General features: G+C 66.8%; 22 protein-coding genes. 9 read left to right on the top strand and 13 right to left on the bottom strand.

Annotated elements, in window-relative coordinates; translation table 11 throughout:
- The first annotated feature begins 36 nt into the window (after positions 1-36).
- Entirely contained in the window at positions 37-1,080 is a 1,044-nt protein-coding gene (locus tag AC07X9_RS13795) for a quinone-dependent dihydroorotate dehydrogenase (RefSeq protein WP_026002478.1), read from the top strand.
- 13 nt (positions 1,081-1,093) lie between these two features.
- Here AC07X9_RS13795 and yczR read toward each other — a convergent pair whose 3' ends face one another.
- Positions 1,094-2,557, bottom strand: a complete 1,464-nt coding sequence (gene yczR / locus AC07X9_RS13790; protein ID WP_026002479.1) for a MocR-like transcription factor YczR — start codon at positions 2,555-2,557, stop codon at positions 1,094-1,096.
- 90 nt (positions 2,558-2,647) lie between these two features.
- Here yczR and yczE point away from each other — a divergent pair, with 90 nt between their 5' ends.
- The 3 genes from yczE (at position 2,648) to AC07X9_RS13775 (ending at position 5,024) form a co-directional block, all read left to right on the top strand.
- On the top strand, positions 2,648-3,250 hold the full coding sequence (yczE, locus tag AC07X9_RS13785; protein WP_017183596.1) for a membrane protein YczE: 603 nt from the start codon (positions 2,648-2,650) through the stop codon (positions 3,248-3,250).
- A gap of 68 nt (positions 3,251-3,318) precedes the next feature.
- Complete coding sequence (locus AC07X9_RS13780) at positions 3,319-4,503, top strand: NHL repeat-containing protein (RefSeq protein WP_017183597.1); 1,185 nt, start codon at positions 3,319-3,321, stop codon at positions 4,501-4,503.
- Positions 4,504-4,517: 14 nt separating this feature from the next.
- Positions 4,518-5,024, top strand: coding sequence for a DUF1993 domain-containing protein (locus tag AC07X9_RS13775; RefSeq protein ID WP_017183598.1), 507 nt, complete (start codon positions 4,518-4,520; stop codon positions 5,022-5,024).
- Between the two features lie 14 nt (positions 5,025-5,038).
- On the opposite strand, the gene AC07X9_RS13770 is transcribed toward AC07X9_RS13775, so the two are convergent.
- On the bottom strand, positions 5,039-5,521 hold the full coding sequence (locus tag AC07X9_RS13770; protein ID WP_017183599.1) for a hypothetical protein: 483 nt from the start codon (positions 5,519-5,521) through the stop codon (positions 5,039-5,041).
- An 86-nt stretch (positions 5,522-5,607) separates the two neighbouring features.
- Here AC07X9_RS13770 and gyrB point away from each other — a divergent pair, with 86 nt between their 5' ends.
- Positions 5,608-8,097 (top strand): DNA topoisomerase (ATP-hydrolyzing) subunit B, encoded by a 2,490-nt coding sequence (gyrB, locus tag AC07X9_RS13765; RefSeq protein ID WP_026002480.1) that lies wholly within the window; start codon positions 5,608-5,610, stop codon positions 8,095-8,097.
- Between the two features lie 306 nt (positions 8,098-8,403).
- Here gyrB and AC07X9_RS13760 read toward each other — a convergent pair whose 3' ends face one another.
- From AC07X9_RS13760 to AC07X9_RS13725, 8 genes are all read right to left on the bottom strand, one after another.
- Positions 8,404-9,012 carry a hypothetical protein gene (locus tag AC07X9_RS13760; protein WP_017183601.1) on the bottom strand — a complete coding sequence of 203 codons (609 nt, stop codon included), beginning with the start codon at positions 9,010-9,012 and terminating at the stop codon, positions 8,404-8,406.
- Between the two features lie 235 nt (positions 9,013-9,247).
- Complete coding sequence (locus tag AC07X9_RS13755) at positions 9,248-9,607, bottom strand: hypothetical protein (RefSeq protein ID WP_017183603.1); 360 nt, start codon at positions 9,605-9,607, stop codon at positions 9,248-9,250.
- Between the two features lie 34 nt (positions 9,608-9,641).
- Positions 9,642-10,094, bottom strand: a complete 453-nt coding sequence (locus AC07X9_RS13750; protein WP_026002481.1) for a hypothetical protein — start codon at positions 10,092-10,094, stop codon at positions 9,642-9,644.
- 7 nt (positions 10,095-10,101) lie between these two features.
- Positions 10,102-10,539 (bottom strand): DUF411 domain-containing protein, encoded by a 438-nt coding sequence (locus tag AC07X9_RS13745; RefSeq protein WP_411778945.1) that lies wholly within the window; start codon positions 10,537-10,539, stop codon positions 10,102-10,104.
- Between the two features lie 30 nt (positions 10,540-10,569).
- Entirely contained in the window at positions 10,570-10,977 is a 408-nt protein-coding gene (locus AC07X9_RS13740) for a DUF305 domain-containing protein (protein WP_017183605.1), read from the bottom strand.
- A gap of 101 nt (positions 10,978-11,078) precedes the next feature.
- Positions 11,079-11,549: a DUF305 domain-containing protein gene (locus AC07X9_RS13735; RefSeq protein WP_017183606.1), complete on the bottom strand. Its 471-nt coding sequence runs from the start codon at positions 11,547-11,549 to the stop codon at positions 11,079-11,081.
- Positions 11,550-11,581: 32 nt separating this feature from the next.
- Positions 11,582-12,787 (bottom strand): copper resistance protein B, encoded by a 1,206-nt coding sequence (locus tag AC07X9_RS13730; RefSeq protein ID WP_086485824.1) that lies wholly within the window; start codon positions 12,785-12,787, stop codon positions 11,582-11,584.
- The gene (locus tag AC07X9_RS13725) at positions 12,784-14,649 is read right to left on the bottom strand and encodes a copper resistance system multicopper oxidase (protein ID WP_017184146.1); all 1,866 of its coding nucleotides are present in this window, start codon (positions 14,647-14,649) and stop codon (positions 12,784-12,786) included. Before AC07X9_RS13725 ends, AC07X9_RS13730 begins: the two co-directional genes overlap by 4 nt.
- Positions 14,650-14,890: 241 nt before the next feature.
- Here AC07X9_RS13725 and AC07X9_RS13720 point away from each other — a divergent pair, with 241 nt between their 5' ends.
- The 4 genes from AC07X9_RS13720 (at position 14,891) to qatD (ending at position 19,463) form a co-directional block, all read left to right on the top strand.
- Positions 14,891-16,654: a KAP family P-loop NTPase fold protein gene (locus tag AC07X9_RS13720; RefSeq protein WP_176342123.1), complete on the top strand. Its 1,764-nt coding sequence runs from the start codon at positions 14,891-14,893 to the stop codon at positions 16,652-16,654.
- 201 nt (positions 16,655-16,855) lie between these two features.
- A complete protein-coding gene (locus AC07X9_RS13715; protein ID WP_086485897.1) occupies positions 16,856-17,425 on the top strand; it encodes a Qat anti-phage system associated protein QatB in 570 nt (189 codons plus the stop codon).
- Positions 17,419-18,678: a Qat anti-phage system QueC-like protein QatC gene (gene qatC, locus AC07X9_RS13710; RefSeq protein ID WP_086485821.1), complete on the top strand. Its 1,260-nt coding sequence runs from the start codon at positions 17,419-17,421 to the stop codon at positions 18,676-18,678. The genes AC07X9_RS13715 and qatC overlap by 7 nt, the downstream gene beginning before the upstream one ends.
- Entirely contained in the window at positions 18,669-19,463 is a 795-nt protein-coding gene (qatD, locus tag AC07X9_RS13705) for a Qat anti-phage system TatD family nuclease QatD (RefSeq protein WP_217884250.1), read from the top strand. Before qatC ends, qatD begins: the two co-directional genes overlap by 10 nt.
- Here the strand turns inward: qatD and AC07X9_RS13700 are convergent.
- From AC07X9_RS13700 to AC07X9_RS13690, 3 genes are read right to left on the bottom strand one after another with little or no spacing between them, the layout of a single operon-like run.
- On the bottom strand, positions 19,432-19,998 hold the full coding sequence (locus tag AC07X9_RS13700; RefSeq protein WP_254908075.1) for an RNA polymerase sigma factor: 567 nt from the start codon (positions 19,996-19,998) through the stop codon (positions 19,432-19,434). The genes qatD and AC07X9_RS13700 overlap by 32 nt on opposite strands.
- A complete protein-coding gene (locus AC07X9_RS13695; RefSeq protein ID WP_086485820.1) occupies positions 19,995-20,435 on the bottom strand; it encodes a periplasmic heavy metal sensor in 441 nt (146 codons plus the stop codon). The genes AC07X9_RS13700 and AC07X9_RS13695 overlap by 4 nt, the downstream gene beginning before the upstream one ends.
- A complete protein-coding gene (locus AC07X9_RS13690) occupies positions 20,432-20,710 on the bottom strand; it encodes a hypothetical protein (protein ID WP_086485819.1) in 279 nt (92 codons plus the stop codon). Before AC07X9_RS13690 ends, AC07X9_RS13695 begins: the two co-directional genes overlap by 4 nt.
- Between the last annotated feature and the right edge of the window lie 10 nt (positions 20,711-20,720).

Here is a 20,720-nt window from a genome sequence, read left to right as displayed (position 1 = left end):
CTCGACGGGCCGCCCCGCCGCTGGCATAGCGCGGCCATGCCCTACCGTCTGATCCGCCCGCTTTTGTTCGCTCTGGATGCCGAGCGCGCCCATAATCTGTCGATCGCCGCGCTGCGCCTGATGCCGACTCCGGCCCCGCTGGCGCCCGATCCGGCGCTCGCCAGCACGGTCGCGGGACTCCATTTCCCCAACCCGGTCGGCCTGGCGGCTGGTTATGACAAGGAAGGGCGAGTCGCGCACAAGATGCACGGGCTGGGCTTTGGCTTTGCCGAACTGGGGACGCTGACCCCCCTGGCCCAGCCGGGCAATCCCCGCCCGCGGCTGTTCCGGCTGGTCGAGGACAGGGCGGTGATCAACCGTTTCGGCTTCAACAATGGCGGACAGGGCGCGGCGGCGGACCGGATCGCGCGCTATCGCCGTCCGGTGGGGGAAGGGCCGGTGATCGGCATCAACATCGGCGCGAACAAGGATGCGACCGACCGGATCGCCGACTATGTCACCGGGGTTCAGGTCATGGCCCCGCTGGCGGACTATCTGACGGTCAACATCTCCTCCCCCAACACGCCGGGCCTGCGCGCCTTGCAGGATCGCGCTGCGCTCGACGAGTTGCTGGGCGCGGTGATGGCGGCGCGGGGTAGCCGCGCGACGCCGATTTTCCTGAAGGTCGCACCCGATCTGGAACCGGCGGATGTGGAAGATATTGCCGCCGCCTGCCTCGACCACCGGGTCGACGCGCTGATCGTGTCCAACACCACGATCACGCGCCCGGCGCTGCGGTCGGCCCATGCAGGGGAAACAGGCGGGCTGTCGGGCGCGCCGCTGACTGACCTGTCGTTACAAAAATTACGCGATTTCCGTCGCTTGCTGGGCGATCGACTGCCGCTGATCGGCGTTGGCGGGATTGGCAATGCGGAGCAGGCCTATGCCCGCATCCGCGCAGGCGCGTCGCTGGTCCAGCTCTACAGCGCGCTGGTCTATGAAGGGCCGTATCTGGCGAAGCGGATCAATCAGGGTCTCAAGACGCTGATGGCGCGCGACGGCTTTGCCACCATCGACCAGATTGTCGGCATCGACGCCTGACGGGCGCCACCTGTCAGATTAATCGGTCCGCCTCCAGCGCGAGCGCCAGCGAATCGCGACCCCTGGGGGTCCGTGCGTGAAGATGGGCGTCCGCCTGGACCAGCCGTTCCACGCCGATCGCAAGCTGGGCTTCGGGCAGGGTGAAGGGCAGGCGCAGGAAGCGTTCGAACGCGCCGCTGACGCCGAATCGCGGCCCGGCGGCGACCCGCACGCCCAGGCTTTCGGCCAGCGCGGCGAGCGCGGTCGCCTCCGCACGGGGCAGTTCGGCCCAGAGCGACAGGCCGCCCGCCGGCGATTCGACCCGCCAATGGGGCAGATGCTGTTCGAGCAGCGCCAGCAGATGGTCGCGCCGCCCGCGCAGCATGTCGGCGCGCGCACCCAGCCCTTCGTCGGCGTCGATCAGGTGCGCCACGGCAAGCTGTTCGACCACGGGACTGGCCATATCCGTCGTCGTGCGCAGGCGGCCAAGGGCCGCGACCGTCTGCGGATCGGCGCGAATCCAGCCGACCCGAAGCCCGCCCCAGAAAATCTTGCTGGCCGACCCCATGGTGATGACCTGCCGCCCGGACGGATCATGGATCGCGACCGGCGGGGGCGGGGCGAAGTCCAGCCCCATCGCCACCATCGTTTCGTCGATCACCAGCGGCGTGTGGCTGCGCGTGGCGGCGGCGACCAGCGCGCGACGAGTCGCCGGGTCCATGCTGCGCCCGGTGGGATTGTGGAAATCGGCGATCAGATAGGCAAAGCGCGGCGCGGTCTGGCGAAAAGCCGCGTCCATGGCGTCAATATCCCAGCCATGAGCCGGCAGGCCGACCGGCACCGGCACGACATGCGCGCGCTGCAACGCCTGGATCGCGTTGTGATAGGTCGGGTGGTCGATCACGACGCGATCGCCCGGCCCGGCAAGCCAGTGGAGCAGCAGCGAAAAGCCCTGCTGCGCGCCATTGGTGATGATGATCTGATCCGCATCCGTCGGGCAACCGCGCCGATCGAAATGGGCGGCGACCGCGCGCCGCAAGACGGGCAGGCCGAGCGGATCATAGCCCAGATCCCCCAGATAGGCGGGCAGCGCCTCGACCGCCGCCTGCATCGCGCGACCGACGCCCGGCGCAGCGGGCAGCGCGGCATGGGTCCAGTTGAGCAGATTGCCGCCGGTGATCATGTCAATGTCCGCCTGGGGTGGTTCGACCCGGCCCGGCGGCAGGCGGGTGACGCTGCCCGATCCCTGCCGACTTTCCAGATAGCCTTCGTCCCGCAGCCGGTCGAACGCCGCCGCGATCGTGGTGCGCGACAGGCCAAGCGCAGCGGCCAGTTCCCGCTCGCCCGGCAGGCGGACGTTCAGCCCCACGCGCCCGTCGAGCACCAGCATCCGCAACGCCTGCGCCAGTTGGCGATAGGCGGGCTGGGCGCTGTCCTGCGCGCGCCATGCACCCAGCAGGCGGAGCAGGGAAGGCGGGCGAAGGAAAGAAGTGGACATGATGATCTGATCCAATTGGCGGATGGTCAGGGCCATTTATGTCGAAATGGTCCTTTTGGAAAAGGCCAATTGTGAAGAAGAAGCCTGCCCATGATGATGCACCGCCGCCTTTTCCAGCTATTCTGGGGCCTTGGCCTTTATGGTTTTTCGATGGCGCTGATGCTGCGCGCCAATCTGGGCCTCGATCCCTGGGACGTGCTGCATCAGGGGATTGCGCCCCGGCTTGGCTTAAGTTTCGGCATGACGGTCAATCTGGTCGGCGCCATCGTGCTGTTGCTGTGGTGGCCGCTGCGCCAGCGGCCGGGCATCGGCACGGTGACCAATATCATCCTGATCGGCATGGCGGTGGACCTGTCGCTGATGCTGCTGCCGGTGCCGGAAGGCTATATGATGCGCGCGACCTGGCTGGCTGCGGGCATCGTGCTGAACGGCATTGCCGGGGGCGCCTATATCGGCGCGGGGTTGGGGCCGGGGCCACGCGACGGGTTGATGACCGGATTTTGCCGCCGCAGCGGGTGGCCGGTCAAATGGGTCCGTACCGGCATAGAGATCAGCGTGCTGGCGATCGGCTGGTTGTTGGGCGGGACCGTGGGCGTCGGGACCATCCTCTATGCCATGAGCATCGGCTGGATCGTCCATCACGCCCTGCCCTGGTTCCGCATAGACGCGTCGGCGCGTGCAGCGATCGCCTGAACAGTGATTGACCGGGGCGGCTATCCGGGCATGATCCGCCTGCCCCATCCTGATAGCGGAGCCGACCGATGCGCCCCCTCCTCGCCGCCGCCCTGTTACTGACCCTGACCGCAGCAACGCCCGATGAGCGCGCGCTCGCCCCGCTGGCCTTTGAACAGGTCGCGCCGGCGGGCACCAAAATGCCGCGGTTCAAGGTCGATGCGGCATGGCCGACCATGCCCGCCGACCTGCTGCTGGGCCAGGTGAGCGGTGTGGCGGTCGCGCCCGACGATTCGGTCTGGGTCGTTCATCGCCCGCACAGCCTGACCGCGACCGACACGGGCCTGGCGCAAAGCCCGCCGATCGCGGTCTGTTGCAAGCCAGCCCCGCCCGTGGTCCATTTTGCCAGCGACGGGCGCTATCTGGGCGGTTGGGGCGGGCCGGACAGCGCGCCAAGCGTTGGCGGCGTCAACCAGTGGCCAGCCAGCCTGCATGGCATCTTCGTCGATGCAGCGGGAACAGTCTGGTTCGGCGGCAATGGCAAGGACGATCATGTCGTGCTGAATTACCGTGCCGACGGCACCTTCATCCGCGCGTTCGGCCAGCGCGGCAAAACCGGCGGCAATGATGCGACGGACCAGTTGGGCAACCCGTCCGATGTCAATCATTCCGACGGCATGGTGCTGATTTCCGACGGCTATGTGAACCGGCGGGTGATCGGATATGACGCGCGCACCAATGGCTATAAGGGACGTTGGGGCGCCTATGCCAGGCCGCCGATCGCGCCGACGCGACAGGGCGCGTTCGACCAGAGCCATGCGGTCGACCCGAGCAAGATCGCCGATCCCAAGGCGCAGACCTTCGCCGACATCGTCCATTGCGTCGTGCCGACCAGGGACGGGCATGTCTATGTCTGCGATCGCAACAATAATCGCGCGCAGCTCTTCAAGCGGGGCAAGGATGGCGACCTGACGTTCGTGCGCGACCTGGTGATCGCGGGCGAGACGGGCGGCACCCATACAGTCACCGACATCGCCTTTTCGCCCGATCCCGACCAGACCTATCTTTATGTCGCGGACATGATGAACGGGCGCATCTGGATATTGGAGCGCAAGACGCATGCCGTGCTGGGCGCGATCGGCCGGGTCGGACGGCAGGCGGGACAATTTACCTGGCTGCACAGCATTGATACCGACAGCGAGGGCAATATCTATGCGACCGAGGTCAATACCGGCCGGCGCGTGCAGAAGCTGGTATTCACCGGCATCCAGTGAGAGGGGGACGCTTCATGGCGACCGCATTATATGATCTGACCGTGCCCGTCTTCATCCGCGGGCTGAACGCGCTGTCGGGGCTGCTCGACAAAGGCTCTGCCTTTGCCGCCGAAAAGGGGATCGACCCGGCGACGCTGACCGGCGCGCAATTGATCGCCGACATGAAGCCGCTGACCGCGCAGGTGCAGTTCGCCTGCGATACCGCCAAGGGTACGGTGACGCGACTGGGCGAGCTGGAGCCGGTGGCGATGGCCGACACCGAACAGACATTTGCCGAGTTGCAGGCGCGGATCGCCAAGACGATCGCACTGCTGGAAGCGGTGCCGCGCGACCGGATCGACGGGCGCGAGGATGCCGATGTGGTGTTGAAGGTGCCGGGCGCCGACATTCCCTTCACTGGCCGGTCCCATGTGCTGACCTTTTCCCTGCCCAATTTCTATTTCCACCTGACCATGGCCTATGCGCTGCTGCGTCAGGCGGGTGTGCCGATCGGGAAAATGGACTTTCTGGGCGGGGTCTAGTGGTCCACTAGCGCTTAACCGGCGATCAGCCGGACATAGGCGCTGGCGACCCAGCCGCTGACGCAGGGGCCGTCATAGGGCTGTTTGCGATCGACGGGGGAGGAGACGCCGCAATCGGGGGCTTGCGCGCCATTGTCGGCGGCAGGCGGCGGTGCCAGCACGACGCCCAGCCATTTCTGGTCGAGGCTGCGGGTGCAGATATAGGCGCGATCGCCTTCGTTGAGGGTCGCCAGCACCTTCGCATCGCCAAAGGGGGCGGCGCGCAGCGGCTGCCCCCCTGCCCCGGTGCGCAGCACCTGTCCCATGCCGCCGCAGGCGTCGAGGCGCGGGCCATCCTCCCCAATCGTCACGGCGCGCGCGACCGGCGCGTCCATGCGGCTTTCCGACACGTCGGCGCGCGGTGCGCCCGCCAGCGAACTGTTGGGCAATTCATCCAGCACCTCGCGGCTGTCGGAACAGGCGGCGAGCAGAAAAATCAGGGCGATGGCGCGCGTCATGGCACAGGGGATAGACTGGTCTGGCGTGCGGGGAAAGGCACCATGTTTCGCTTTAGTTTCAGCAAGGCTTTCCCTATATGCTCGGCATGAGCGACGAACCCCAGAATAGCCCGAACAGCAACGCATATGGCGCCGACAGCATCAAGGTGCTGAAAGGGCTGGACGCCGTGCGCAAGCGGCCCGGCATGTATATTGGCGACACGGACGACGGATCGGGCCTGCACCATATGGTGTTCGAGGTCAGCGACAATGCGATCGACGAGGCGCTGGCCGGCCATTGCGACCGGATCGACATCACCCTGAACCCCGATGGATCGGTCAGCGTCATGGACAATGGCCGGGGCATCCCGACCGGCATCCACAGCGAAGAAGGCGTGTCGGCGGCGGAGGTCATCATGACCCAGCTGCACGCGGGCGGTAAGTTCGAGAATACGTCGGACGACAATGCCTACAAGGTGTCGGGCGGCCTGCATGGCGTGGGCGTGTCCGTGGTGAACGCCCTGTCCGACTGGCTGGAACTGAACATCTGGCGCGACGGGCAGGAACATTGGATGCGGTTCCGCAACGGCGACGCCGAAGCGCCGCTCAAGGTTCTGGGTCCGGCGGCGCCGGGGCAGAAGGGCACCAAGGTCACCTTCCTGTTTTCCGCCGAGACGTTCAAGAATGTCACCGAATATGATTTCGACAAGCTGGAGCATCGCTATCGCGAACTGGCGTTCCTCAACAGCGGCGTGCGCCTGTTCCTGACCGATGCGCGGCATGAGGAAAGCAAGACGGTCGAGCTTTATTATGAAGGCGGCATCGCGGCCTTCGTCAAATATCTCGATCGCAACAAGGTCGCTATGATGCCGGAGCCGATCGCCATTTCCGGCACCCGCGACGATGTGACCATCGACGTCGCGCTGGAATGGAATGACAGCTATTATGAAAATGTGCTGTGTTTCACGAACAACATCCCGCAGCGCGACGGCGGCACCCATCTGGCCGCATTCCGCGCGGCGCTGACCCGCACCCTCAACAATTATGCCGATAAGTCGGGCATGTTGAAGAAGGAGAAGGTGTCGCTGACCGGCGAGGATATGCGCGAAGGGTTGACCGCGATCGTGTCGGTCAAGCTGCCCGATCCCAAATTTTCGTCGCAGACCAAGGACAAGCTGGTCAGTTCCGAAGTGCGCCAGCCGCTGGAAAGCCTGATGGCCGACAAGATGGCCGAATGGCTGGAAGAAAATCCCACCCATGGCAAGATGATCGTCCAGAAGGTGATCGACGCCGCCGCCGCACGCGAAGCGGCCAAGAAGGCGCGCGAACTGACCCGGCGCAAGGGGGTGCTGGACATTGCCAGCCTGCCCGGCAAGCTGGCCGACTGTCAGGAACGCGATCCGGCCAAGTCCGAACTGTTCCTGGTCGAAGGCGATTCGGCAGGCGGGTCGGCCAAGCAGGGCCGCAACCGGCACAATCAGGCGATCCTGCCGCTCAAGGGCAAGATATTGAATGTCGAGCGCGCGCGGTTCGACCGGATGATTTCGTCCAAGGAAGTCGGCACGCTGATTCAGGCGATGGGCACCGGCATTCGCGACGATTTCAACATCGAAAAGCTGCGTTACCACAAGATCGTCATCATGACCGACGCCGATGTCGATGGCGCGCATATCCGTACGCTGCTGTTGACCTTCTTCTACCGCCAGATGCCGCAGATCATCGAGGCCGGGCATCTCTTCATCGCCCAGCCGCCGCTGTACAAGGCGACGCGGGGGCGCAGCGAACTATATCTGAAGGACGACGCCGCGCTGGAGCAATATCTGGTCGACAATGGCGTCGAATCGATGGTGCTGGACGGACCGGGCGGCAGCCGGACCGGCCATGACCTTAAAAATCTGGTCGATCATGCGCGACGGATGCGGTCGGTGATGCGCTATGTCCCGCGCCGCTATGATCCCGCGATCATCGAGGCGCTGAGCCTGACCGGCGCGCTGGACCCGGAATTGTCGCAAGATGCGCAGGCAGAGCGACTGGCGGCTGCGGTTGCATGGATGGGCGCGCAGGATGCGGAGGGCAAATGGACCGGCCGGATCGCGGAGGAAGGCGGCTTCCATTTCGAGCGGCTGTGGCGCGGCGTGACCGACCATCATGTCATCGAGCATGGCTTTGTCGGTTCGGCCGAAGCGCGCAAGCTGCACACGCTGGCGAGCGAGGAATCGCAAAGCTATGTGACGCCATCGCGGCTGGTGAGTGCGAAGGCCGCGCAGGCGGCCGAGGATGCGGGCGAGGATGATCTGCCAGCGGTCGCGGCGAAGGGTTCGACATTGGTGACCCGGCCAAGCGAATTGCTGGCCGCGATCCTGGCCGCCGGGCGCAAGGGTCTGGCGATCCAGCGTTACAAGGGGCTGGGCGAGATGAATGCGGAACAGCTGTGGGAAACCACGCTGGACCCCGACAATCGATCGATGCTGCGGGTGGAGGTCGAGCAGGCGGATGTCGCCGACGAGATTTTCAGCCGCCTGATGGGCGAAGTGGTCGAACCGCGCCGCGAGTTCATTCAGGACAATGCGCTGAACGTCGCCAATCTGGACGTCTAGACATGTCTTAACGGACGCAATTAGGCTGAATTTGGACGCAATTAGGCAGTAGTTGGACTCAATTAGGCTTAAACGCGCGATTGAGGTCCATCATCCGCTCCTCCGCACTCGTGGCTCGGGCCGCCATATTTTGGGCGATGCTCCGGCTCGACCAGCAGGAAGTCGTGCTGGGAATTCGTGAGGCGGCTGTGATGAGGTCACGGCTGCCCCCCCCTTTGGGATATGAGACCGGCGGCGACCTGAAGGTATCCGCTCATTCGCCTGGAGGGCAACTGCCGCTGCGTCATGCAGCGGCAGTCGAAGAGACTATGCAGCCTTCCGATTTTTCGGCGCTGCTCTTCGCCCCGTCTTGCGATTCGCCTTCAAGGGTTTCGGCCCATTGGCGATCTGATCGAGCATCTCCCCCAACACGGTGGTTCCATGAGAGTAGGCCACCTGGATCAATGTCGCCGCATGGTTGCAGTTGTCGCCGGTGTAGAACCAATCGAGGAACTGCTTGCGCTTGGCGGCCGTGTCGAAGCGGTGGACGTAGAGTTCTTCCGTCACCAACCCGGTAGCGCCGTTCAGCATCTCGCCGACCATTAGCGCGCGGGGATCGTCGAGCGGCTGCATGACGCTGGCGACGCACTCGCCGATCGGCTCCAATGCCATGCGTTCAGCCATGTGGTGGTAGAACCGGTCGCGGCCAAGGGCTTCTGCCAGCCGGCCCCACTCTTGCCAGCGGCTGCGCCGCACGCCGATCCAGCGCACGAGCGCCTTGAATGAACGCTCATCGCCCGCCTCGCGGTGCCATAGGGGCTGGACGGGCGTGTTCGCCGCAAGCAGCGCTTGCGACGCGAGCACGATGCAGAGCGGGTTGCGGTGATCGATGACGAACTTGTAGTTCTCGTTCTCTTCGATTTGAGCAGGAAGCATTTCGGTATCCTCGACGGTTGTGTTCAGCCGTCGGCAGGAAAACCATTTTTCCCTTCAAGTGCCTTCGGCACCCACCATCCAATCAGAGGAAATCCGCCGATCGGCGGATCAATCGTCATCTCTTGTAGCTCATCCGGGGACCCGGCGAGCATCGAGCTCGCACGGTCGGACAGATCTTCCACAACCTGGCGAACCGAAGAAGAGCGGGAGGCGCCGCTGGGCGCCTCCCGTCCATTCAATGGCCGGCGTGGTCCGACGGAGTGGCGGCAGCAGCACCGCCCGGCTCCTTGCAGCAATCCATCTTCCGTCCTGCTGCACGCGCCTTTTCGCAGCACGCCATCTTGCCGTTCGCGTCCTTCTCGCAGCAGCCGTCGCCGTGCTGGTGCTCGGCCGGCTGCCCAGCCGGAGCGGCCGGGGTGCTCTGTTTCGGCGTGCAGTGTCCCATCGCCGCATGCTCGGGGGAGCAGGCGGTGCCAGCCGCGGGCGCAGCCTGTTCGGCGTGCTGCGCGTGTCCGGCGTGGGCGCCCGCAGGCGCGTTCTGGGCGAGAGTGGGTGTGGCGATCGCGAGCGCGATCACCGAGAGAAGTAGTTTCATTGATGTGACTCCAGAATTTCGATCGAAGATGATGTCAGGTTTCTGGATTCAGTCGCGGCGGAGGTGTTTCCACCCTCGGCGCGATCCCGGTTAGCGGAAGTGTCGCCGCCGCGACGAGGATCGTCCTCGGCGTTGCGGGCAGCGCGCGCAGGTCGGCAGGTAGCGCGGGGATGGCTGCGCAGAGGGCTGCGCAACTTGGCGATCCGCTCGTCTTGCTCTTCTCGTCAGGTGCCGGGTGCGGCATGTCCGCGCAGCCATGTTCGCCTGCACCTATGGTCTGCGCGGCGGCCATGGCCGGACCCATGTCCATGGTGATCGGTCCTAGGAAAAGGCCAAGGGCGATCAGGAGTGTCGAGACCAACCGGAACATGGCGGGCTTGTAGGAGCGCGCCCGCCATGCGGCAAGCGGGCCGTGCGGGCGCGCTCCCTCGGGATCGCTCGATGGCATCCTCGGGGAGGGGCCAATCGTTTTGGTGTGGCGAGTCATGCCGTGGTCAGTGCCGCGCGAAGACGCGCTCGCCGGCTGGCCCGAACGACATCACGACATAGGGCTGCCGGTGCTGGCCCGGAACCTCCATGCCGGGAGAGCCCAGCGGCATCCCCGCGACAGCCAGTCCGGCGACGCCCCTCGGGCGCTGAGCCAGAAGCCGCTTGATGTCAGCCACCGGCACGTGGCCTTCGAAGACGAGCCCGTCGATGACGGCGGTGTGGCACGACGAGAGCCGCTGCGGGACCCCCCGCGCGCGCTGGAAGGCGGCGCGCGACGGGTCGTCCACGACGGTGACGCGCCGCTTGAACTCGGCGCGCACCTGCTCGGCCCACTTGGCGCAGCAGCCGCAACCCGCGTCGCGGTGCATCAGGATCGGCGTCGCGGCGTTCGCCGCCGTCGCGACGAACACGGCGGCCAGTGCCGCCACCCAGTGTTTCTTCAACTGTTTTTCCCTTCAGGTCATCCAAGCGGATCACTGCGCCCGCTTGCCGTGCTGCCTCAGCCAGGCCTCCAGTTCGCCCACCTCACGCTGCTGCTGCGCCGAACTCTTGGTCGCCATCTGGCGCACGCGCGGATCGCGCGTCTGCCTCAGCACGATCTGCGACATCGCGATGGCGCCGCGGTGGTGCTCGATCATCTTGCGGACCCAGGTTTCGGTCGCGTCGCCTCCGACCGCAGCCGTCATCTTGCGGTGCATCTCCATCTCGGCCGGCGGATACGGGTTAGCCGGCGTGGGCTGCATCATGCCGCCCATGGCGGAATGGTCCATCTGGCCGTGGTTCATTCTGCTGTGGTCGTCCGCCTGGCCGCGACTCTGGGCGGCTGCGGGGTTGGCCATGGCGATCGCGATTGCAGCCAGGGCGAGGGGCGTCTTCCTCATCAGGTTCTCCTTCGTCTCTCCCGCCACTGCCGATACGCAGATGGAGCAGCCAGCCCTCGCCAAAATCGCGCGCACTTCCGCAGGGGCGGCGCGCGATGTCGTCAGAGGCGTTCGAGCATCCCCTTCATCTGGTCGATCTCCCGCTTCTGGGATTCGATGATCTGGCTGCACAGCTGCTTGATCTCGGGATCCTGCAGGTCGGCTTCGCGGCACATGAGCACCGCGCCCGAGTGGTGCGGGATCATGGAGCGGAGGAATGCCCGATCCCCGATGGTCGTCTGGGTCCGGATCAGGGCGAAGGCGCCGAGGAAAGCGATGGCCGCGGCGCCGATGATCAGACCGTTGGCCGCTCTGGAGGGGAACATGTGCCGCATGGCCACGATCATGAGCACCACCATGGGCGCGACCATCATGACCGTCATGTAGAGCATGTTCAGGTTGTTGTAGAAGCTGTCGAGCCCGTCGATCATGACGAACATGACCAGATACATGATCACTCCGCTGATCAGGGTCTGCACGGCGAGACTCAAGTAGCCGTTTGCCATCCCGCCCTTATGTTCGCCATGTTCCATTGCCTGTCTCCTTTCCGAGTTGCCCGTCCGCCCTAGAACCAGGTTCGCACGCCTGCGACGAAGCTGAACCCGCCCGTGCCGTCGCCGCGCGCCCGGCTGAAGCGCGCGGTGTCGCCGAACTGCCGTTCCCAGGACACGCCGACGTAGGGCGCGAACTCGCGGATTCGCTCGTAGCGCAGCCGCAGCCCCACCTCGAGGTCGGTGAGCCCGGACTCAGTGCCGAGTTCGGGCACGTCCTGCACCGAGAAGTTCGCCTCGACGCGCGGCTGCAGGACGAAGTCCTCCGTGATCCGCTGATCGTAGTAGGCCTCGGCGCGTGCCGAGACCTCGCCCTTGTTCGACACGAAGAGCGCGCCCTCGACCTCGAACCAGTATGGCGCGAGACCCTCTATGCCGATCGTCGCGTAGGTCCGCGATGGGTTCGGCGTGATGTCGTGGCGGATGCCGACCTGCAGGTTCCAATAGGGATCGAACGCGCGGCTGTAGAGCGCCTGCACCTCGGCCTGTTCGAGCGGCTCGCCGAACGTGCCTTCGCCCTCGCTCTTCAGCACGAAGCGGTCGATGTCCCCGCCGAATGACGCCTCGCCGTCCCACCGGTAGCCGTCGCGGCCTTCCCTCGCCTGGTATTCGGCGATGTTGAGCATGACCGTCGGATAGGTCATGCCGCCGTGCTCGCGCCGCAGGTGGCGGTCCGCCTCGGCCATCGCCTCGGCGCCCCAATAGCGCGCCGCGGCAAGGCCGGGCTGAGGTGCTGGAGCCGGAGCGTCGCCCGCTGGAAGGTCGGTGCCGACCTTCGGCTGGCCGGCCATCGGCATTGCTGGCATCTCGTGGCCCGCATGCGGATCGGCAGCCGCCGGCATCTGTGACATGTCGTGCCCGGCCTGCGGATCTGCTTGCGGCGCCATCTGAGACATGTCGTGCCCGGCATGCAGGTCGGCCGTCGGAGCCGTCTGGCCCATCTCGTGGTCGGCATGCGGGTCCGGCGGAGCTTTGGGTGGTGCGGCCGTATGCCCCGCGTGTGGGTCGGCGGGCCCGCTGACGACGGGCACCGGCGCGGGTGGACGAGGCGCCGCCTTCCCGGCCGCGGGCGGGCGCTTCGCCGCCGGCCTGGCCCGCTGCGGTGAAGGTGCCGACGCGGCAGGCGCGGCCGCACCGTGCCCGGCATGGCCGGCGTGCTGCGCGGCGACGGGGGTGGTCAGGGCGAGCGACGCGAGACCGGCGAGGAGGAGCGCCTTCATGCCGCGTCTCCCTTGCCGGAGCGGACCTGGACGGTTTGCATCATTCCCGAATGCATGTGGTAGAGGAGGTGGCAGTGGAAGGCCCAGTCCCCCTCGTTGGCGGTCACGTCCCAGCTCACCTTTCCGCCGGGCTGCACCAGCACCGTGTGCTTGCGCGGGCTAAATGCGCCGTGCCCCGTCACGAGCTCGAAGAAGTGGCCGTGCAGGTGGATCGGATGCGCCATCATCGTGTCGTTCACAAGGGTCACCCGCACCCGCTCGCCGGTGGTGAAGGGGATCGGATCCTTGATCTCGGAGAGCTTCTCGCCATCGAAGCCCCACATGTATCTCTCCATGTTGCCGGTGAGGTGGATCTCCAGCTCGCGCGATGGCGCGCGCAGGTCAGGGTTCTGCTCCAGCGCGATGAGATCGCGGTAGGTCAGCACCTTGTGGCCGACATCCTCGAGACCCTGTCCCGGCTCGCCGGTCCGATCGATCGGCATCGGCGAGATCGTCTGCACGCCGGGGCCCTTCCTCACGCCGGGCGCGTTCGAGAAGTCGCGCATGCTGTGGTCCATGCCGGCGCCGCCGTGCGACATTCCCGCCATTGCGCCGGCTGCGGCGGGCGCGGCGTCACCCATCTGCGAGTGGTCCATGCCGGGCATCGCGTTCGCGGGCCCGCGGCCCATCGCCGAGTGGTCCATGGCACCCGCCGCGGCGCCGGCGGTCGCGCCGTGGTCCATGCCCGGCATCGAGCCGTGGTCCATGGCGCCCATGCCCATGTCCTTCATGGTGGCGAGCGGCCGCTTGCGCAGCGGCGGAACTTCGGCGGCCATCCCCTCGCGCGGCGCTAGGGTCATGCGGGCCATTCCGGACCGGTCCACGCTCTCGCCGACCAGTGTGTAGGCGCGCTCGTCGGTAGGGGTGACGATGGCATCGTAGGTCTCGGCCACGCCGATCTGGAACTCGTCGACCCGAACGGGGCGCACGTTGAGCCCGTCTGCCTGGACGATGGTCATGGGCAGGCCCGGTATCCGAACGTTGAAGGTCGTCATGGCCGAGGCGTTGATGATGCGCAGGCGCACCCGTTCGCCGGGGCGGAACAGCGCGGTCCAGTTGTCACGGGGGCCATGGCCGTTGACGAGGTAGGTGTAGGTTGAGCCGGTGACGTCCGACACGTCGGTCGGGTCCATCCGCATCTTGCCCCACATCAGCCGCTCGTTCAGCGGCTGGTCCTCGCCCTTGAGCAGGCCGGCGAGCGTCTGGCGCTGGCGGTTGAAGTAGCCGGCCTGCTTCTTGAGCTTCAGGAAGATCTCGTGCGGGTGGAGCTGGCTGTGGTCGGAGAGGACGACCACGTGCTCGCGGTCGTATGCGACCGGATCCGCCCCGGCTGGATCGATGACGATTGGCCCGTAGTGGCCCATCTGCTCCTGAAGGCCCGAGTGGCTGTGATACCAGTAGGTGCCGGACTGCACGATCGGGAACTCGTAGGTGAAGGTGCTGCGCGCCTTGATCCCGGGGAACGAGATGCCGGGCACGCCGTCCATCTGGAACGGCAGGATGAGCCCGTGCCAGTGGATCGAGGTCTCCTCGTCGAGCTCGTTGACGACGGTCAGTCGCGCGTTCTGCCCCTCGCGCAGGCGGATGAGCGGTGCGGGCACGGTGCCATTGATGCCGATGGCGTGCGAGGTGCGGCCATCGATAGTCATGGTCTGGTGCGCGACGCGCAGCTGGATGTCCTCGCCCGAGACCGTGGGCAGCGCCCTGGCGATGCCAGCGGACACTGGCTGGGCCCAGGCCGGCATCCATGCGGAGAGCGCGAGGCCCCCTCCCGCGAGGCTGGCGCCGCGAAGTAGCTGGCGTCGGTCGATCTGATGGCTCATTCGAATACGGTCTTCCATTTGCGAGGACTTCGTCCCCGGTGATTACGCGCCAGGGGGCCACACCCCTCGGCCAATTAACGATGTGGGGTTTGACATAGTGTCAGGGTCAAGCTTCTATCTTCGGGCACGACCGATGGACCACGCCTGGTAGCGAATGCTCCATTTCGGCTTCGATGGAACTGGACGTGGACGGGGGAGCCCCCAAGGTGCGTGTTGGGTCGGAATGGGGGAATGCAGGCGCATGTGGAGCGACAGGGACAGCAAGACCGACTTCCTCAACTTCACCGAGGTCGCGGAACAGATCTCGGCGCTTGCGCGCAGTCCTGAGATGCTGCCGGTGTCCGTCGGGGTGTTCGGCACATGGGGCACCGGCAAGTCCACCGTCCTGAATCTGGTGAAGCAGGACCTGGAGCGACACGATCCGAAACCGGTCGTGATCGAGTTCGACGCGTGGCTGTTCCAGGGTTTCGACGACTCCAAGGCTGCCCTGATGGAGGTCGTGGCGGACACGTTGATCAAGGCCGCCAAGGACGATGAGGGCATATTGGGCAAGGCCAAGGCGCTGGCGGCGCGCGTGAACTACTTCCGCGCTCTGGGCGTGGCTGCGGATTTTGGCATCGGCATGGCTCTGGGCGTGCCGCCGGGGCTGCTGACGAAGGCGGGTGACGCGATCTCGTCGCTCGTGTCCGGCAACGTCAAGTCGGACGACGTCGACGCCGCCAAGGAGGTGGGGAAGGCGGCCAGCGAGGGATGGGGCAAGCTCATCAAGCCGGAGAAGGCGAGGACGCCGCCGAAGGAGATCAGCGCGTTCCGCCAGGAGTTCAGCGACATCCTGGAGGAGCTGGGCCGTCCTCTCGTAGTGTTCATCGACAATCTCGACAGGTGCCTGCCGGATGTCGCGATCGGGACCCTGGAGGCGATCCGGCTTTTCCTGTTCATGCCCGGCACGTCGTTCGTGATCGCCGCCGACGAGGACATGGTCCGGCATTCGGTCGCCCGCCACTTCCGCGATCCTGACAGCTCCCACGTCAAGGACTACCTCGACAAGGTCATCCAGGTCCCGTTCCGCGTTCCGCGCATCGGTGCCGAGGACGTGCGGGCCTACCTCTACTCGCTCTTCACCCAGCTGATCGCCCCTGCCCGGCTCTCCGACGTGCAGGCCGAGCTCCTCAAGGCGCTGCAGAATTCCTGGCAGGGGACCACCTTCGACGCCACCGGCATCGACCAGACGGCCGGGCGGGCGGATGGCCTTCTGGACATGCTGGGGACGGCGGATCGGGTTGCACCGATACTCGCCATCGCGCCGAACATCGGCGGCAACCCGCGCATCGTCAAACGCCTGCTGAATGCGGTTCTGCTCCGACGCGACCTGGCGCAGTCGAGGAAGATGAATGTCGATCTGGCGACCCTGCTGAAGCTCGCCATCTTCGAGCGTGTCACCGACGCGGCCGCGACGGAGGCGCTCTACTCGATGGTGATGGCGGGTGGCGACGCGGCCCGGCTCATGATCTTGCCCGCCTCGAGCATGAAGGACGGCGAGGAACGGCCGGCCATGCCGCCGGCGTGGACGGGACTCGAATCCTTCATTGACCAGTGGCGGGATCTCGAGCCGCACTTCACGGACCCCGATGCGCTGCGCCCCGCGCTCTTCCTCAGCCGCGATGTGATGGCGCCCGCGACCAGAGGCGGCCCGGCCGACCTTGTGGTGCGCACGGTCGAGACGCTGATGACTGTGGCCAGCGCGAACTCGCCCGCTGCGACCGCCGCCATCGGTGCGCTGGCGGATGAGGAGCGGGTCACGGCGATGGGTCTCATCGTCGGCAGGCTGCGCGAGATGGACTGGTCGAGCAAGGTCGAGGGCATCCACGGCGCCGTCATCCTCGGCGAGGCTTCGGCGGCGGCCAAGCGGCAGCTAGGCGCGCTGGTCGACACGATGCCGGCGAAGGCCATGCATTCGGGCACGAAGTTCCTGCTGAAGCGGATGGGTTACATAAAGGGGGATTGAGTGGGCACGTCGCAATCGAAGCCGTCGCCGCCGGGCGGGTCGCCGTTGGTTCCGCCATGGGCCGACCAGGACCCGCCGCCGCCGGACCAACCCCAGCCGCCACCCGGGGCCGACGTGCTACCCGCCTCGCCCCTTGCGGGCACTCGGCGGGCTCTGCGCGACTACATGGGCACGGGTGACGTCGCCAGGGGCAGGACAGCCTTGGGTCGCTACGCGCGCGCCATGGGCGGAGGTGGCGCATCGGCCCGGCACGCCAGGGCCGCGCGCACCGGCGGGGCGGCCATCGGCTGCTTCGCGGCTGCGGCGCGCGGGCAGCCCGGCGCCGACGGGTTCGACCTGGGTCAGCTCGCCGGACTGCCGATGGAGGCCGCGATCGACGCCATCGTCGATCGCTTCTGCCCGCCCGGAATTCTCGACGAGGAGCTTGTCCGCGCTGCGATAACCGAGGCGCTGGTCGAGAGCTTGGACGGTGCCGACGTATTCGATCCGGCTGCGATCGACGACCGCACGGTCGTGATCGCGACGGTCTGCTTCGTGGCCGAGCTGGTCTTCGCTTCCGTCATGGCGGAGCAGGGCCACTCGGCCGATCAGGTCGACCCGGCGACGGCCGTCCGGCGCGAGAACGCGCTGCGCGACCTCGTGCGCGAGGTCGCGGACCACGTCGCCACGCCGATCGTCCAGCGCAACGGAGGTGCGCTTGCGCCCGCGCAGATCGAGAACATCGTCGTGGAGATCACGTCCACGGTCTACGGGGAGCTCGCCGAATGGTAGGCACTATGGTCGTCGCGACGCCGGTCGCGGCGGACGCCGCCGCTGCGCATGCGCGGCCGGGCACGATCGGCGTCTGGCTGTTCGGTCGTGGCAGCGCTGAGCTCCCGGGCCTGGGGGCGGCGTTGCTGGAAAGCGTGCGAACCTTGCCCGGACCGATCTCGACGACGGCTTGGGACTTTCTGGCCGTAGCCTCGGCAGTCTTCGCGGCCGACCGCTTCGTCCTGCGCGCGGGCTCGCCCGACGGGTGGACCCGCTCGATCGGTCTGCGCGTCTCGGTCCTCGATCCGGCACCTTGGCTGTCGCAGGTGGACGCGCTGACGCGCGCGCTGCGTTTCCTGACGGGGGACGTCTGGCATCTCGAGATAACGGGTGGAGGCTCGCCCCCGCCGGACGTGCGGCTTAGGCCGCACTCATACGACGCCGTCTGCCTTTTCTCCGGTGGCCTCGACAGCTTCCTGGGAGCGCTCCATCTGCGGGAGTCGGGCGGACGGCCGCTTCTGGTCAGTCAGGGCTCGGCCAAGGAGATCTCGCCGCAGCGTATCCTCGAGGCTGGCCTCGGTCTGGCCGGTGACCGCTTCGAGGGGCGCATCCGCGAAAGGTGGCGGCAGCCCTATGAACCGTCGACCCGGTCGCGCTCGCTCCTATTCTACGGCTATGGGGTCGTAGCGGCGGCCGCTTGCGGGCTGAACCGCCTGATCGTGCCTGAGAACGCGCTCATCGCGATCAATCCGCCGCTGACCCGGCGCAGGATCGGTTCGCTCAGCACCCGGACCGTCCACCCCTACCTGCTATCGACGCTCAACGAAGTGCTGGCAGGCGTTGGCCTCGACGTGCGGATCGACAACCCGTTCTTCGCCACCACGAAGGGCGAGATGCTCGGGCAGGCGCGCCATCCGCAGCTGGCGCGCCTGGCATCGCAGTCCTACTCGTGCGGCAAGGGCAAGCGCGGCAACGGACAGTGCGGCCGATGCGTGCCGTGCCTGATCCGGCGGGCGGCGTTCGACGCGGCAGGGGTGCGCGACGGCACGCCATATCTGAACGAGCTCCGCGACAGTGCCCGTAACGACGATGTCCTAGCGGCAAGGCAGGGGGCGGCGCGGTCCGTGGGCATGGACTCCAGGCAGCTTGAGCGCTGGGTGCTGCGATCAGGCCCTCTGCCGTCCGATCACGTAGCTCGCGTCGCCACGGTCGATGCTGTCGGTCGGGGTTTGGCAGAACTCGGCGGTCTGTTTAGACGGGTGCGATGGCGCTGATCGATTTCCACTGTCACCTCGACCTGTTCTCCGATCCCCAGGCGGTGGCGAACGCGGCGGCGAGCCGCGGCATGTACGTGCTCTCTGTCACGACCACTCCTAGCGCCTTCGAGGGCACTCGCCGTCTGGCGCCGGAGGGCAGCCGCATCCGCACCGCCCTTGGCCTTCACCCCGAACTCGCCGCCGCTCGGCGGCATGAGCTGCCGCTGTTCCGCTCGCTCATCAACGAGACCGACTACGTCGGCGAGGTGGGCCTCGACGGATCGGCACCGCACCGGGCCACGCTCGATGTCCAAGGCGAAGTCCTGTCCGAGATACTGTCGATCTGCTCGGCCGCAGGCGGGAAGATCATCTCGCTGCATGGCCGGGGCGCCGCGGCTATGCTCCTGGAGCTGATAGAGACCGAGCCGACGGCGGGCGAGTGCGTGTTGCATTGGTTCTCCGCGAAGCCATCAGTGGTCGAGCGGGCGGCCGGGCTCGGCTGCTGGTTCTCGGTCGGGGCGAATATGCTCGCCAGTGCGGCGGGGCGGGCGGCCGTGAAGGCGATGCCGCGCGATCGCCTGCTCACCGAGACGGACGGTCCGTTCGGTTGCACCGAGGGGAGGCCATCGACGCCGCTCGACGTCGGTGCTGCCTACGACATGCTGGCATCGACGCTGGAGATGACCCGCGCGGAAGTGGACCATCTGGTCCATCGCAACCTTCGCGCGCTACTCTCGTCCGATCGCCGCCGCTCCCCCGCGCAGCACGCCATCACCGGTCCTCTAGGCGGTCCGCGAGCTTGACCCTCGCCCGGCGCAGCCTCGTCTCCACCGCCTTCTCGCTGATCCGAAGCAACTCGGCGGTCTCCGCCTGGCTGAGCCCCTCGACGGTGCGCAGCAGGAGCGTATCCTTGAGGTTCGCGGGCAGGTCTGCAATCGCAGACATCACCGAGGCGAGTTCCCGACGATCGGCGAGGCCGTCCTCGGCGGACGCCGACGCATCGGCGACGTGCTGGGCCTCGTCCATCGGACGGGCGAACGTGAGGAACCTGCGCACGGCGCGGCGGCGTGCCCAGTCGTGCGCCTTGTTGATCGCCATCCGCGCTACCCAGGCGCGGAACGGCCTTGCCTGGTCATATCGTGCAAGCGCGCCGAACGCGGCGATGAAGGTCTGCTGCGTGAGGTCGAGGGCGGCATCGTCGTCGTTGGTGTAGCCGCGCAGGAGACGGAACACCTGGTCCCGGTGGCGACGCATCAGCTCGCTGTAGGCGGGCTGCCGCCCGCCGAGCGCCAGCGCGGCGAGTTCGCCGTCCGGGCACGCGGCGAGTTGCGCGTTCACCGTTCGGGGGCCGTCAGCGCCTTCACGACCGCCGCGTCGAACTTGGCGGCCTGATCGGGTCTGAGCACCGACCGCATCGCGAAGATGTGCTCGAGCGTCTCCTTTTGCAGCTGTCCCATGGCGGAATGCGAATGGTCGACGGCGGCACTGACGGCCGGGCCGTAGCCGTGTTCCGCCTCGATGGCCTCGGCGAGCCTCACGTTGTCTGCGCGTAGCTCCCTTTCGAGGGCGGCCTTGCGCGTCGCGAAGTTCCGCTCGATCGCTTCCATCTTCGCTTCCTGGGCCTTGTCGAGGCCGAGGTCGTGGTGGAGCAGCGCATGCAGCTCGCTCTCCACAGCCACCTGCGGTGTGATGAAGGCGCGGCCCAGGAAAGCGCCCGCGATGGCCGCGAGGAAGGCGATCAGGGCTATGACGAGCAGTCGGCGGCGATCGGTCATTCGCCTGTTCCGAGCAGGGTGGAAGGCGCGAGCGCGGGTGGCGCGCCGAATGGCGCGATCGGCGAGGCGCGGTTCTCCCAGCTCGGCAGGGCCGTCCCCAGCAGCCCTATGGTGAGCGCCAGCCCCGCCGCCAACCCGAAGACCGAGCCTGATAGGGGCGGGCCATGGCGCCGCTGGAAATCGACCTCCGCGAGAACGGCCTGGCCGATGTCCGCCAGGCGGGGATCGACCGGATGGTCCCTCAGGCGCGAGAGCGCCGCGTCTACTTGGTTCATCGTCTAACTC

It is taken from the genome of Sphingobium sp. GW456-12-10-14-TSB1, assembly GCF_059424385.1.
The sequence above is the reverse complement of the archived record's forward strand: the minus strand, read 5'-3'. Positions and strand labels throughout refer to the sequence as shown.

Bases quoted from the DNA above. Each gene is read 5' to 3' on its own strand.
- AC07X9_RS13795 (WP_026002478.1), top strand. From the start codon at position 37: ATGCCCTACCGTCTGATCCGCCCGCTTTTGTTCGCTCTGGATGCCGAG.
- yczR (WP_026002479.1), bottom strand. From the start codon at position 2,557: ATGTCCACTTCTTTCCTTCGCCCGCCTTCCCTGCTCCGCCTGCTGGGT.
- yczE (WP_017183596.1), top strand. From the start codon at position 2,648: ATGATGATGCACCGCCGCCTTTTCCAGCTATTCTGGGGCCTTGGCCTT.
- AC07X9_RS13780 (WP_017183597.1), top strand. From the start codon at position 3,319: ATGCGCCCCCTCCTCGCCGCCGCCCTGTTACTGACCCTGACCGCAGCA.
- AC07X9_RS13775 (WP_017183598.1), top strand. From the start codon at position 4,518: ATGGCGACCGCATTATATGATCTGACCGTGCCCGTCTTCATCCGCGGG.
- AC07X9_RS13770 (WP_017183599.1), bottom strand. From the start codon at position 5,521: ATGACGCGCGCCATCGCCCTGATTTTTCTGCTCGCCGCCTGTTCCGAC.
- gyrB (WP_026002480.1), top strand. From the start codon at position 5,608: ATGAGCGACGAACCCCAGAATAGCCCGAACAGCAACGCATATGGCGCC.
- AC07X9_RS13760 (WP_017183601.1), bottom strand. From the start codon at position 9,012: ATGCTTCCTGCTCAAATCGAAGAGAACGAGAACTACAAGTTCGTCATC.
- AC07X9_RS13755 (WP_017183603.1), bottom strand. From the start codon at position 9,607: ATGAAACTACTTCTCTCGGTGATCGCGCTCGCGATCGCCACACCCACT.
- AC07X9_RS13750 (WP_026002481.1), bottom strand. From the start codon at position 10,094: ATGACTCGCCACACCAAAACGATTGGCCCCTCCCCGAGGATGCCATCG.
- AC07X9_RS13740 (WP_017183605.1), bottom strand. From the start codon at position 10,977: ATGAGGAAGACGCCCCTCGCCCTGGCTGCAATCGCGATCGCCATGGCC.
- AC07X9_RS13735 (WP_017183606.1), bottom strand. From the start codon at position 11,549: ATGGAACATGGCGAACATAAGGGCGGGATGGCAAACGGCTACTTGAGT.
- AC07X9_RS13730 (WP_086485824.1), bottom strand. From the start codon at position 12,787: ATGAAGGCGCTCCTCCTCGCCGGTCTCGCGTCGCTCGCCCTGACCACC.
- AC07X9_RS13725 (WP_017184146.1), bottom strand. From the start codon at position 14,649: ATGAGCCATCAGATCGACCGACGCCAGCTACTTCGCGGCGCCAGCCTC.
- AC07X9_RS13720 (WP_176342123.1), top strand. From the start codon at position 14,891: ATGTGGAGCGACAGGGACAGCAAGACCGACTTCCTCAACTTCACCGAG.
- qatC (WP_086485821.1), top strand. From the start codon at position 17,419: ATGGTAGGCACTATGGTCGTCGCGACGCCGGTCGCGGCGGACGCCGCC.
- qatD (WP_217884250.1), top strand. From the start codon at position 18,669: ATGGCGCTGATCGATTTCCACTGTCACCTCGACCTGTTCTCCGATCCC.
- AC07X9_RS13695 (WP_086485820.1), bottom strand. From the start codon at position 20,435: ATGACCGATCGCCGCCGACTGCTCGTCATAGCCCTGATCGCCTTCCTC.
- AC07X9_RS13690 (WP_086485819.1), bottom strand. From the start codon at position 20,710: ATGAACCAAGTAGACGCGGCGCTCTCGCGCCTGAGGGACCATCCGGTC.